Origin of the sequence: Actinoplanes sp. L3-i22 (assembly GCF_019704555.1) — a bacterium.
In the GTDB taxonomy this organism is placed as follows: Bacteria; Actinomycetota; Actinomycetes; order Mycobacteriales; family Micromonosporaceae; genus Actinoplanes.
The window spans coordinates 8,786,163-8,798,925 of record NZ_AP024745.1 but is presented as its reverse complement, the minus strand read 5'-3'; the positions used below and the strand labels follow the sequence as shown (position 1 = coordinate 8,798,925).

The 12,763-nt window shown below is 72.7% G+C and carries 10 protein-coding genes; all 10 read left to right on the top strand.

What is annotated here, in order from left to right:
- The first annotated feature begins 48 nt into the window (after window positions 1–48).
- The 10 genes from L3i22_RS39435 to L3i22_RS39390 all read left to right on the top strand — a co-directional run bounded on the left by L3i22_RS39435 (window position 49) and on the right by L3i22_RS39390 (window position 12,736).
- Window positions 49–1,236, top strand: coding sequence for a CaiB/BaiF CoA-transferase family protein (locus L3i22_RS39435; protein ID WP_221322557.1), 1,188 nt, complete (start codon window positions 49–51; stop codon window positions 1,234–1,236).
- On the top strand, window positions 1,233–2,000 hold the full coding sequence (locus tag L3i22_RS39430) for a cyclase family protein (RefSeq protein WP_221322556.1): 768 nt from the start codon (window positions 1,233–1,235) through the stop codon (window positions 1,998–2,000). Before L3i22_RS39435 ends, L3i22_RS39430 begins: the two co-directional genes overlap by 4 nt.
- A complete protein-coding gene (locus L3i22_RS39425; protein ID WP_221322555.1) occupies window positions 1,997–3,367 on the top strand; it encodes an MmgE/PrpD family protein in 1,371 nt (456 codons plus the stop codon). The genes L3i22_RS39430 and L3i22_RS39425 overlap by 4 nt, the downstream gene beginning before the upstream one ends.
- A 209-nt stretch (window positions 3,368–3,576) precedes the next feature.
- Window positions 3,577–5,220, top strand: coding sequence for a WxL domain-containing protein (locus L3i22_RS39420; RefSeq protein ID WP_221322554.1), 1,644 nt, complete (start codon window positions 3,577–3,579; stop codon window positions 5,218–5,220).
- A gap of 55 nt (window positions 5,221–5,275) precedes the next feature.
- Window positions 5,276–6,250: a WxL protein peptidoglycan domain-containing protein gene (locus L3i22_RS39415; protein ID WP_221322553.1), complete on the top strand. Its 975-nt coding sequence runs from the start codon at window positions 5,276–5,278 to the stop codon at window positions 6,248–6,250.
- 125 nt (window positions 6,251–6,375) lie between these two features.
- Window positions 6,376–7,341, top strand: coding sequence for a hypothetical protein (locus tag L3i22_RS39410; RefSeq protein WP_221322552.1), 966 nt, complete (start codon window positions 6,376–6,378; stop codon window positions 7,339–7,341).
- Window positions 7,338–8,681, top strand: a complete 1,344-nt coding sequence (locus L3i22_RS39405; RefSeq protein WP_221322551.1) for a hypothetical protein — start codon at window positions 7,338–7,340, stop codon at window positions 8,679–8,681. The genes L3i22_RS39410 and L3i22_RS39405 overlap by 4 nt, the downstream gene beginning before the upstream one ends.
- Window positions 8,671–9,396, top strand: a complete 726-nt coding sequence (locus L3i22_RS39400; protein ID WP_221322550.1) for an ABC transporter ATP-binding protein — start codon at window positions 8,671–8,673, stop codon at window positions 9,394–9,396. The genes L3i22_RS39405 and L3i22_RS39400 overlap by 11 nt, the downstream gene beginning before the upstream one ends.
- The gene (locus L3i22_RS39395) at window positions 9,393–12,101 is read left to right on the top strand and encodes an ATP-binding cassette domain-containing protein (RefSeq protein ID WP_221322549.1); all 2,709 of its coding nucleotides are present in this window, start codon (window positions 9,393–9,395) and stop codon (window positions 12,099–12,101) included. The genes L3i22_RS39400 and L3i22_RS39395 overlap by 4 nt, the downstream gene beginning before the upstream one ends.
- The gene (locus tag L3i22_RS39390) at window positions 12,101–12,736 is read left to right on the top strand and encodes a neocarzinostatin apoprotein domain-containing protein (RefSeq protein WP_221322548.1); all 636 of its coding nucleotides are present in this window, start codon (window positions 12,101–12,103) and stop codon (window positions 12,734–12,736) included. Before L3i22_RS39395 ends, L3i22_RS39390 begins: the two co-directional genes overlap by 1 nt.
- The last annotated feature ends 27 nt before the right edge of the window (window positions 12,737–12,763 follow it).

The following is a 12,763-nucleotide window of genomic DNA, read 5'->3' as shown; positions in this document are numbered from 1 at the left end:
CACAGTAACGGGGTTTCCTTCATCGGAACAGAGCGGTTAGTGTGTGGCATGACCGCCCTGACCGACCTGACCGTCGTCGACGCGTCCACCCTTTTCGCTGGTCCGCTGGCCGCGACGATCCTCGGGGACTACGGCGCCGACGTGCTGAAGATCGAGCATCCGGCCAAGGGCGACCCGGCCCGCGGCCACGGCCCGGCCAAGGACGGCGTCCCGCTCTGGTGGACCATGCTCGGCCGCAACAAGCGCACGATCACGCTGAATCTCGGCGATGCCCGGGGCGCGGCGATCGCCCGGAAGCTGCTGGCGGACGCGGACGTGCTGATCGAGAACTTCCGGCCGGGCACGCTGGAGCGCTGGGGGCTCGGCCCGGCGACGCTGCACGCGATCAACCCGAGGCTGGTCATCGCCCGGGTGACGACCTACGGCCAGTTCGGGCCGTATGCGAGCCGCCCCGGCTTCGGGACCCTGGCCGAGGCGATGAGCGGCTTCGCGGCCATCACCGGGGAGCCGGACGGCCCGCCGACGCTGCCGCCGTTCGGCCTGGCGGACGGGATCAGCGCGCTGACCTGCGCCCAGGCGATCATGACCGCGCTCTACCACCGGGACGTGCACGGGCAGCCCGGGCAGGTGATCGACCTGGCGATCGTCGAGCCGATGCTGACCGTGCTCGGCATGCAGGCGATGGTCTACGACCAGCTCGGCATCGTGCAGACCCGGACCGGGAACCGCTCGGTCAACAACGCCCCGCGCAACACCTACCGGACCGCCGACGGCCGGTGGGTCGCCGTCTCGACCAGCGCGCAGGCGGTCGCCGAGCGGGTGATGCGGCTGGTCGGGCGGCCCGAGCTGATCGACGAGCCGTGGTTCGCCACCGGCGCCGGGCGGGCCGCGCACGCCGACGTCCTGGACGAGGCGGTCGGCGCGTACATCAAAGCCCACGACCTGGCGGCGGTGGCGGCGGCGTTCGAGGCCGCGCAGGCCGCCGTCGCCCCGGTCTACGACATCGCGGACGTCTTCGCCGACCCGCAGTTCCAGGCGCGCGACTCGGTGACCACCGCGCACGACCCGGTGCTCGGGCCGGTGCGGATGCCCGCCCCGCTCTACCGCATGTCGGCGACGCCCGGCCGGATCCGCTGGACCGGCCGCGAGCGTGGCGCCGACACCGACGAGGTGCTCACCGGCCTCGGTTACCCCCAGCACGAGTTGGACGCGCTGCGCTCCGAAGGAGTCCTGTGAAAGTCTTCGATCTCGCCCAGCCCATGCGGCGGGGCATGCCACAGTCCCCGAACCATCCGATCTACCAGCACGCGCTGGTCCGGCGGCACGGCGACGTGATCCGGGCCGGCGGTGGCTCGGCCGCCAACGACATCCTGGTGCTGGGCACGCACGTGGGCACGCACGTCGACGCGCTGGCGCACGTCTCCCAGGACGGGCTGCTGCACGGCGGGGTGGTCGCCGCCGACGTGCAGTCCGACGCCGGGTTCGCCCGACTCGGCATCGACGAGTTCCCGCCGTACGTCGGCCGGGGTGTGTTTCTCGATGTCGCGGCCCTGCACGGGGTCGAGATCCTGCCGCCGGGCTACGAGGTGACGGCGGGCGATCTCGCGGCCGCCGCCGGCGACCTCAAGATCAACCCCGGAGACGCGATCCTGGTGGGCACCGGCTGGTCCCGGCGCTTCGGCGATCCGATTTCCTTCCTCGGTACGGCGGAAGGAGTCCCCGGCCCCGGCCCGGAAGCCGCCCGCTGGCTGGTGGCCAAGGGCGTGACGGTCACCGGGGCGGAGACCATCGCCTACGAGCGGATCGCGCCGGCGGCCGGCCACGCGAGCCTGCCCGTGCACCGGATCCTGCTGGTCGAGGCCGGGATCAACATCGTCGAGACGATGCTGCTCAGCGGGCTTGCCGACGCCGGGGTCAAGGAGTTCCAGCTGATCCTGGCGCCGCTGCGGCTCATCGGTGCGACCGGTTCGCCGGTGCGGCCGCTGGCGGTGGTGCCGTGACGGCGCCGCCGCTGGCGCACCTGCTCGGGGAGTTCGCGGCGAGCGTCGATCCGCCGGAACGGGTCCGGGCAGATGTCCCGGCGCGCGTGCTCGATGTGCTCGGGAACGCCCTGGCGGCGTACGCCGAAATCGGGAAGGACGCCGCGCCCGCCGCGCTCGCCGTGATGAAACGCTGGGGTGGCGTCCCCGAAGCGACCGTGATCGGTTCCGGCGAACGTCTCCCCGCGCCCTCCGCCGCGTTTGTCAACGGGGTCCTCGCGCACTCGCTGGACTTCGACGACACGCACCTGCCGTCGGTGCTGCACCCGAGCGCCTCGGTGGTGCCGGCCGCGCTCGCCGCGGCGCAGGCCGGCGCGCCCGGCGACCTGATCGCCGCGATCGCGGCCGGCATCGAGGTCACCAACCGGCTCGGGATGGCCGGCTGTGACCCGGAGACCGGCGCGAACCTGTATTTCGACCGTGGTCAGCACGCCACCTCCATCTGCGGCACGATCGGCGCGGCCGTCGCGGTGTCCCGACTCTACGAACTGGGTCCGACAAAAATCGCGGACGCGATCGGCATCGCCGCCTCGATGGGCGCGGGCGTGCTGGAGGCGAACCGCACCGGCGGCTCGGTGAAACGCACGCACTGCGGCTGGGCCGCGCACGCCGGCGTGGTCGCGGCGACCCTGGCCGCGGAGGGACTGACCGGGCCGCCGACCGTCCTCGAGGGACGGTTCGGGTTCTTCACGGCGCACACCGGCCGCTTCGACCCGCGCGCCCTGGACGGGCTCGGCGCGGACTGGGAGCTGCTGCGGACGGTGTTCAAGCCGTATCCGTCGAACCACTTCACGCACGCCGGGATCGACTGTGCGCTGGCGCTGCGTGCGGGCGGCCTGGATCCACGGGACATCGCGGCGCTCGAGCTGGGCGTGGCCGAGCCGGTGCTGCGGACGATCGCGGAGCCGCCCGCGGAGAAGGCGCGGCCGCGCAGCGGGTACCACGCGAAGTTCTCCGGGCCGTACACCCTGGCCGTGGCCCTGACCGGCGGAGGTGGACTGGGCGTGGGCCTGGACGACTTCACCGCGCTGACCCCGGAGCGCCTGGCACTGGCCGCCAGGGTGACGGTCTGCGCGGACCCGGCCGCGACCGCCGCGTTCCCCCGGGCGTTCGCCGGTGTCCTGAGAGTACGGACGAAGCGCGGCGCGGTCCTGGAGCATCGCGTCGGCAGCTCCCGCGGCGGCCCCGGGCATCCGCTGAGCGAGGCCGAGGTGCGGGCGAAGTTCACCGACAACGCGGGCCGGGCGCTGGACCGGCCGGACCAGCTCGCCGACGCGGTCCGGGCCCTGCGCGACGGTGGCCCGGTTTCCGCGTTGTTTCCGCTCTGACCCCGTTTCGGGAAACGGTGTATCGCCTGGCGAAATATGGCTGGCCGGAGGCTTGACACCACCGGCCCGCGACTGAGTTTATAGATCCCACGCAGAAGTAAAACGCCGTTTCCCGATGGGAAACACGATCGGATGCGTACCGCGCGCCAGGCGCCGCCACTGGGGACAGCGGCGGTGCACCCACCCGAGAGAGGGGACGCGGCACCACGATGAAACGCATTGCTCGCACGGCTCTGATCGCCACGGTCGGACTGGGGGCCGTCCTGGTCGTCCAGGCGCCGGCCTCCGCGTACGGGCCGACCGCCAACTCCCTGGGCTGCCGGATCTACTTCAGCGACACCGGCGCCGGCTCGTCGCCGAGCACCTGGGCCGACACGTTCACCCTGACCCAGTCGCCGGCCAAGCCGGCACCGGGCGCCAAGGTGACCGTGTCGCTCACCGCGGCCGCGGGGACCACCAACGGCCCGGTCCCGCTCGACGCGGGCTCGGTGCCGGTGATCGTGACCGTCGGGATCGCCGGGTCGCAGACCGGCACGGTCACCCTCAACCAGCCCACCTATCCGGCGGCGGCCACCGCGGCCTACGCCAAGCTCGGCGGGTTCACCGCGACCGGCTCGTTCACCGCCGGCGCCGCGGGCGACCTGACCCTCACCGTCAAGCAGGTCAAGTTCGCCAACACCACGGCGTCCACCTACTGCTCGGCGGAGGGGGACCGGGACCACAAGGCGGCCCCGGCCGACACCACGATCGTCCAGGCGGTGCCGGTCGTGGACTCGGGCATCGCGGTCACCGGGATCTCCGGCCAGACCGTGACCGACTCGGCCCGGGCCGGCAACACGATCAGCTGGAAGGTGTCCGGCCTGGCCGCCTCCGCCACGCTGACGGCGCAGCTGAAGGACAGCAGCGGCGGCGGCACGGGGGAGGGGGCCGGCACCGGGACCACCGACGCCACCGGCGCCGGCACCGGAACCCTGGCCGTGCCGACCGGGGCCACCGCCGGCAAGCGGACCCTGGTCGTCACGGACGGCACCGACGCGCTGTCGGTGCCGATCACGATCCTCGGCACCCCGAAGATCACCCTCTCGCCCGCGGCGGGCGGCGCCGGCACGACGACGACCGTCAAGGGCACCGACTTCAACCCGGGCAGCAGCATCACGGTACGGGGCTACCAGGCCCTGACCGGGGCGCCGCCGCCCCCGGCCACCTCGGACGCGGCGGTCTCCGCCACGGCCGGGACGGACGGGTCGTTCGCCGCGGCGTACACGGTGAACGACAAGGCGACCGCGTACCTCGGCGCCCTGTCCGGCAGCCTCTACGCCCTGTCGGCGTGGAGCATGTCCGCGGACGCCTGCACGGCGGCCACCGGCACCACCTGCAACCTGACGTTCCAGCTCTCGCAGACCGTGAACGCCGGCTCGCTGTCGATGTCCCGTGGCAGCGGCGGCAGCACCATCACGTTCTCCGGGATCACGCTGAACGGCTCGGCGCAGACCGCCACGGCGGCCCTGCCGGCGATCAACGTGACCGACTTCCGCGGCAGCACCCTGCCGTGGAGTCTCACCGCGAAGGTCACCGACTTCACCGGTGTCCCGGGCGGCACCATCGCGGGGAGCGCGCTCACCGTGACGCCGTCCTGCGGTGCCCACGCCGGGGCGACCAACGCGGTCACGGCGGTGGCCGGTGACGCCGGGGTCTCGCTCGGCGGCGACGGCGCGACGATCTGCTCCGGTCCGGACGGCAAGACCGCCCTGACCGGCGGGTCGTTCGACGCGGCCGGGGACCTGTCCCTCGCGGTGCCGGCGAACGTCTTCGCCGGTACGTACGCGGCAACGCTCACCCTCACCCTGGGCTGAGCGCCGGGTGGGGGCGGCCGCCACCGCCCCCACCTTCCACTTGGGAAGGACGGCCATGCGAATCCGCGCGAGCGTGCTCGCCCTCTCGATCATCGCCGTGCTGGTCCCGGCCACGCCCGCCGCGGCCGCCGGGAACGGCGAGTGGTCGGTCACGCCGACCCCGGCCAGGAATCCGGGACCCACGCCACGGCTGATGTTCTTCCTGGACGCCCCGGCCGGTCAGACGGTCAAGGAGTCGGTCCGGGTCAGCAACCTCACCACCAGGCCCAGGTCGTTCCTGGTCTACGGCGCGGACGCGTACAACACCCCGCACAACGGCGGGTTCGCCTTCCGGTCCCGCGACGAGCCGCAGACCGGCCTCGGCACCTGGATCGTCTCGCCGGTCACCTCGGTCGAGGTGCCCGCGCGGACCAGCGCCGACATCCCGTTCACGATCACCGTGCCGGCCAACGCCACCCCCGGGGACCACGTCGGCGGGATCGTCGCGATGGAGGCCGAGCCGAGCGCGACCACCGAGGCGGCCGGAGCCGCGGTCCGGGTGCAGCGGGCCGTCGCCGCCCGGATCTACCTGCGGGTGGCCGGCACGATCCTGCCCGGGCTCAGCGTGCCGGACCTCGATGTGGACGTCGACGCGCCGCTGCTGCCGGTCGGGACCGGCGGGGTGATGACGTACCGGGTCAGCAACATCGGCAACGTGCACCTGGTGCCGAGCGCCACGGTCACGGTGACCGGGCTGTTCGGGCACCGGATCACGGCGGCCGGCTCCGGACCGTCGAGCGACATGGTGCCCGGGGCGGGCGGCACGTTCACCGCGCGGACCAGCGGGATCTGGCCGATCGACCTGGTCACCACGCGGGTGGCCGTGCGCGCCGAGGGCGACGTCTACGCCGCTCGGGCGGCGCGGACCGTGGTGGTGTCGTGGACTGCTCTGGCCGTACTGGCGGGTCTGATTCTCTTGATCTGGTGGCGGCTGCGCCGCCGTCTCCGCAGCCGGGTCGCCAGGCCGCGGGGGCTGGTGGCTGCCGGATGAGTCGGACATATCCGAAAATAACCCTCTTGATCTTGGCGTTGATTCTTGTCCCTGCCAGAGCCGAGGCAAGCGGCCCGGTTGCGCGACTCTCAGCGACGAGCGCCAAGCCCGGCGACGTCGTACGCGTGACCGGCGAGGGCTGGGCAGCCGGGAAGCTGCTGCAGTTCGTCACGTGCGGCGAGGGCGGGCTGACCGGCTCGGCCGCCTGCGACATGCGCGCCGCGGTCGCCACCCCGGTCCGCGCCGACGGCACGTTCGTGGTGAACCTGCAGGTCGGCGACCCGCCCAAGGCCTGCCCGTGCGTGGTGCACATCGCCGGGGTGCAGGGCGGGAACGAGGACCCGGTCGACCTGCCGCTGACCGTCACCGGGCACGGCACCGGCGCGCTGCCGGCCGCCGCGACCGTGGTGCACCAGCTGGAGCTGCAGGACTACCACCTGAGCGGGCGGACCGCGGCGGCCTGGTTCGGCGCGCCGGAACATCTGACGCTGACCTTCACGGTGCGGAACCCGACCGCGTCCACGCTGGTCGACGCGACCGTGCAGGCGCGGCTCGGCGGGGGCGGCAGCGACAACGTCTTCTACCAGGAGAAGGTCACCGATCTGGCGCCCGGGCAGAGCCGGACGTTCGATGTCCCGGTCGACATTCCGCTGTTCGCTTTCGGACGGTACGTCGTCACGGCCGACGTCAGTGGACTTGCCGGGGTGCGGCTGCGCTACAACGCGTACCCCTGGGGCCTGATCTTGATAAATGTCGTCGGCGTGCTGCTGATCGCCTGGGGGGTGCTCCGACGCCTGCTGCGGCGGCGGGAGTTGCGGCACGTCGACCCGGCCGACGCGATGCTGCCGGCGGTGGTGCGCCTCGGTGGGCTGGGCGCCTACCTGGTCTTCGACGACGCGCCGGGCGCCCGCTGGCTGCACGGCCGGGCCGGCGCGCAACTCAGTCTCGACGGCCTGCGCCACCTGATCGGTTCCGGGCAGGGCCAGCAACAGCGTGGCGACTCGGTGCTGGACGTCGACGCGCTCGGTCACGTGCTGGCGCGGCGATTCCCCAGGGGCATCTCGGTAATGGAAGAAGAGGGCAACGGATGAGACCGGACTGGCCGCTGACGTTCCGGATCGGCGCGGTGGCGCTCGCGATCACCCTGGCCTACACCAGCTGCGGCGCGCTGATGCCGGGACAGAACGCGCCGCTCGCGACCGGCGGGGACGGGCCGGGCGTCACCGCGGACAGCGTCAAGGTGGTCTTCATCGGCACCGACCTGGGCAAGACCGCGTCGATGACCGGCTTCAAACAGCCCGACGTCGGCAAGCCCGCCGACCAGGTGAAAGCCCTGGAGAGCTGGGTGAACGCGCACGGCGGGATCGGCGGGCGCACGCTGCACGCGGTCTACCGGGAGTACGAGGCGAGCAACGACTCGCCGGCCGCCGAGACCACCCTGTGCAGCCAGATCACCCAGGACGACCGGGCGTTCGCGGTGGTCCTGACCGGGCAGCTGCAACCGAACGCCCGCCCGTGCTACGCCCAGCGGCAGACGCTGATGCTGGACGCCACCCTGATCGCCGACGACCGGGCGACGTTCACCCGGCTCGCGCCGTTCCTCTGGACCGCCTCGTTCCCGGAGTACGACGCGTTCGCCACCTCGTTCCTCGGGGTGCTGCGGAAGGAAAAGTTCTTCGAGGGACGCGACAAGGCCGGACTGGTCGCCGCGGACACGCCCGCGAACCACGCCGTCTACGACAGCGTCGTGGTGCCGGCACTGCAGCAGGACGGCGTCGCGGTCACCGTCTCGTGGATCGACACCACGTCGCTGAGCAGTCTGAACACCGGGCTCAGCCAGGCCGCGGTGAACTTCCGCGGTAGGAAGATCGACCGGGTGTTCTTCCTCGGCGGGGCCCGGATCGCGCCGTTCTTCATGACCGCCGCGATCGCGCAGAGCTTCACCGCCCGCTACGGCGTCTCCACGTTCGACAGTCCCGCGTTCATGGTCGCCAACCCGGCCCTGATCCCGGCCGCGGCGCTCGAGGACATGGTCGGGATCGGCTTCGCCCCGGGCTACGACGTGCCGGACAGCCAGTTGTCGTTTCCGGACACCGACGCGGAGAAGAACTGCCAGAAGATCTACGCGGACGCCGGGATCACGTTCGCCGAGCGGCAGAACGCGCGGGTCGCGTTCGGCTACTGCGACGCGGCGCTGCTGCTCCAGGCCGGCGGCGGTGCCGGTGCCGCTGCCGGTGTCGCGACCGGGAAAGATCTCAACGCCGCCGCCTGGGGCCTGGCGGCCCAGCAGGCGAAATTCAAGACCGCGGTGGGTTTCGGTGGGCTGGAGACGTCCGGCCATGCGGCCGGCACCGGTTACCGCGTGCTTCGGTACGACACCACGTGCGCCTGCTTCACCTACCAGGGCCCGGTGACCCGCCTTGGCGAATGACATCCTCGAGGTGACCGGCCTGACCGGTGGATACGGCGCGATCCAGGTGCTGTTCGGGATCGACCTGACCGTCCGCCGCGGCGAGACCGTCGCCCTCTGCGGCCCGAACGGCGTCGGCAAGTCCACCCTGGTCCGCATGCTCGCCGGGCTGACCAGGCCGGACACCGGCACGGTCCGGCTGCGCGGCACCGACATCACCGCGGTCCCCGGGGCGAAGCGGGTCCGGCTCGGCATGTCCACGGTCATCGGGCAGCAGGCGTTCGGATCACTTTCGGTCCGGGACAACCTGCGCGTGCACGCGTACCCGAACGGCCGCGACGACGACCGGGTGGAGACCGTGGTGGACGGCGCGCTCGCGGTCTTCCCCCGGCTGGCCGCCCGCGCCGACCAGCCGGCGTCCACCCTCTCCGGCGGCGAACGGCAGATGCTGGTGCTCGCGAAGACCCTGATCCAGCGGCCGGTCGTGCTGCTGATCGACGAGTTCTCGCTGGGGCTCGCCCCGGTCGTGGTCGGCGGGCTGCTCGAACTGGTCCGGCGGCTGGCCGCGGCCGGCGTCGCCACGCTGCTGATCGAGCAGTCGGTGAACGTCGCGATGGCGGTCGCCGACCGGCTGCTCTTCATGGAGCACGGCACGATCATCGCCGAGCACACGCCGGACGAGCTGCGCGCCGCCCCGGACCTGGCCCGCCGCCTGGTGCTCGGAGGGCACGCATGACGCTCTGGGGTTTCGACTTCGGGTTCGACCGGCTCGCCGTCGGGCTGTTCACCGGGCTGACCTACGGCCTGCTCGCGATCGGCCTGGTCCTGGTCTACCGATCCAGCCGCTTCGTCAACTTCGCGCACGGCGCGATCGGCGTCTTCGGCGCGGCCGTCCTCGCCCGGCTCACCGACGGGCTGAACTTCTGGATCGCGTTCCCGATCGCCATCGGGATCGCCGGCGCGCTGGCCGCCGGCACCGAGGTCGCCGTGGTCCGGCGGCTCAGCGGCCGGCCCCGGGTGATCGGCATGATCGCCACGCTCGGCCTGGCCCAGTTCATCCTGGTCCTGGCGCTGCTCGTGGACCGGGACAGCTTCTCCGGCAGCACCTACCCGAAGCCGCCGGGGCTGCCGGCGTTCACCATCGGCACCACCACGGTGGGGTCGTCGCTGACCGCGATGCTGCTGCTCACGCCGGTACTGCTGGCGGCCCTGGCCTTCTTCCTCCGGCGCACCCGGTACGGCATCGCGATCCGGGCCGCCGCCGACCACCCCGACGCGGCGACCGTCAACGGCGTCCCGGCGCCGCGGATGACCAGCCTGGCCTGGGCCGTCGCCGGGGCGGTCGCGGCGTTCTCGTCGATCCTGCTCACCCCGACCCAGGGCGTGCAGTCGATCGAGTCGCTCGGGCCGGAGCTGCTGCTGCGCGGTCTGGCCGGCGCGGTGATCGCCCGGATGACCTCGCTGCCGATCGCGTTCACCGCGTCCGTCGCGGTCGGCGTCCTGGAACAGGTGCTGCTCTCCCGGGAGACGGCCGGGTTCGTCGACGTGGTGCTCGGCGTCGCGATCCTGATCTCGCTGCTCCGGCAGGGGCAGGCCGGGCGCCGTTCCGAGCAGTCGACCTGGCCGCGGCTGAGCACCGCAGGCCCGCCGAGGATCGTCCTGGTCCTGCTGGCCGGGCTCGGGATCGGCCTCGCCTACGTGGTGAGCAACGCGACCGCCTCGATCCTCACCACGATCTGCGGATACGCGCTGGTCGGCATGTCCGTGGTGCTGGTCACCGGGATCGCCGGCGAGCTCTCGCTGGGCCAGTTCGGCTTCGCCGGCATCGGCGCGGCGGTCGCCGTCCACGTCGCCGGGGTCAGCGGCAACATGTTCCTCGGCACGCTCGCCGGCTGCGCGGCCGGCGCGGTCGCGTCGATCCTCGTCGGGATCCCGGCGCTCCGGCTGCGCGGCGTGGCGCTCGGCGTCACCACGCTCGCCTTCGCGCTCGCCACCAGCGGCTGGCTGCTGCGCCGGGACTGGCTGCTCGGGGATGGTCTGACCACGCCGTACCCGGTCTGGCACGACTACGTCGTCAGCGTCGCCACCGACTACTACCTGTTCGCCCTGATGCTGCTCGCGCTCGGCTGGTGGGTCACCGCGCGGCTGCGCCGCGGCGGCTTCGGCCGCCTGCTCATCGCGATCCGCGACAACGAAGAGGCGAGCCGGGCCCTCACGGTCCCGGCGCCGATGCGCAAATTGCAGGTGTACGGCGTGGCCGGCGCCCTGGCCGGCCTCGGCGGCGTGGTGATCGGCTTCGGACAGTCGCAGCTGAGCATCAACACGTTCCCGGCCTCCGCCAGCATCGACGTGGTCGCCCTGGCCGTGGTCGGCGGGCTGTCCCGCCCGGGCGGCGCGCTCCTCGGCGCGCTGGTGATCGTCGGGCTGCCGGCCCTGATCCCGATGGGCATCCCCGGCCAGGCGCTGCTCACCCTCGGGTGGCTGCTCATCGTGATCTTCCTACCCGACGGCCTCAGCGGCCTCCCGCACAGCCTGCGGTCCCGGCTGGTCCGCAGGGCTGTTCCGGACCCCGGGACCCAGCCCTCGGGACCAGCCGGTGGGGGTGGGCGGTGGCAGGTGCGGGAGTTGCCGGTGGGGCGGCTGGAGCCGGGCGGGGCCGGGCTGCTGCTGGAGGTGGCCGGGATCCGGCGGGCGTTCGGCGGGGTGCGGGCCGTGCGGGACGCGACGTTCGCGGTGGCCGAAGGGGAGATCGTCGGGATCATCGGGCCGAACGGGGCCGGGAAGACCACGCTCTTCGAGATCCTCGCCGGCTTCACCCGGGCGGACGGCGGGACCGTGCGGTACCGGGGGCGGGCGGTGACCGGCTGGACCCCGGAACGGCGGGCGCGGGCCGGGCTGGTGCGCTCCTTTCAGGACGCTCGGCTGTTCCCGGCCATGTCCGTACGGGAAAATGTCATGATCGCCGCGGAGGGCCGCAACCCGGCGCATCTGATCGAAGATCTCCTCGGCGATGCCCGGCCGGAGGCCGGAAAGGCCGAACGGGCCCAAGCCGCGCTGGCGGCGATGGGTCTGGACGGGATCGCCGAGCGGCCGGTGGGCGAGCTCTCCACCGGAACCCGCCGGATCGTCGAACTCTGCTGCCTGCTCACGCTGCGCCCGCGACTGCTGCTGCTCGACGAGCCGTCGTCCGGGCTCACCCAGTCCGACGGCGTCGCCCTCGGCGAACTGATGCTCCGCGTCCGCGCCGAGCTCGGCACCACCGTGCTGGTCATCGAACACGACCTGCCGCTGCTGTCCCGCGTCGCGGACCGGCTGATCGCGATGGACGCCGGCCGGGTGATCGCGGCCGGCACCCCCGACGAGGTCCGCGCGCACCCCGCCGTCGTCCTGTCCTACCTCGGCACCGACGAGGCTGCCGTCTCTCGATCTGGAGGCTTCTGATGGTTCGATCAAAAACCTTGCTACGGTACGCCGCGGCGCTCGCGGCCGGGTTCGTGTGCGCCGCCGCCGTGGTCGTCCTGGATGTCTCGCCGGCCGCCGCCAAGCCCACGCTGCACGTCTCCAAGACCAGCGGGCTGAAGAGCGGTGACACGATCACCGTCTACGGCACCGGGTTCACCAAGAACCTGGAGAACATCGCGCTCGGCCAGTGCATCAAGAACCCGGGCACGTCGACCGACTGCAACCTGTCCGGCGGCGCCGAGTTCGTCTCCTCCGACGCCGGCGGCAAGACGAAGACCGTGACGCTGAAACTGGCCACCACGTTCGGCGGGCACAAGTGCGGGACCAGCGGCTGCGTGATCGCGGCCCAGCTGCTGCCGTCGAGCAACCCGGCCGACGTGGTCGCGGCCAACAAGGTGGAGGTGCCGATCACGTTCACCAGCGGGACGGCGACCACGTCGCCGACCTCGGCCTCGTCCTCGTCGGCGGCCGCCGCGACCGACACCGACTCGCTGCCCAAGACCGGGCCCGGCCTGGAGTGGGCGACCATGGGGCTGATCGGGACGGCGCTGCTGCTGCCCGGGCTCGGACTGCTCGCGATGCTGCCCGCCCGGCGGCGGCGGATGCTGCTCTGACCGGGGCCGGTTCAGGGTCGTGGGGGC

Coding starts and splice junctions, on each gene's coding strand:
- L3i22_RS39420 (WP_221322554.1), top strand. CDS start 3,577: ATGAAACGCATTGCTCGCACGGCTCTGATCGCCACGGTCGGACTGGGG.
- L3i22_RS39415 (WP_221322553.1), top strand. CDS start 5,276: ATGCGAATCCGCGCGAGCGTGCTCGCCCTCTCGATCATCGCCGTGCTG.
- L3i22_RS39390 (WP_221322548.1), top strand. CDS start 12,101: ATGGTTCGATCAAAAACCTTGCTACGGTACGCCGCGGCGCTCGCGGCC.
- L3i22_RS39395 (WP_221322549.1), top strand. CDS start 9,393: ATGACGCTCTGGGGTTTCGACTTCGGGTTCGACCGGCTCGCCGTCGGG.
- L3i22_RS39405 (WP_221322551.1), top strand. CDS start 7,338: ATGAGACCGGACTGGCCGCTGACGTTCCGGATCGGCGCGGTGGCGCTC.
- L3i22_RS39435 (WP_221322557.1), top strand. CDS start 49: ATGACCGCCCTGACCGACCTGACCGTCGTCGACGCGTCCACCCTTTTC.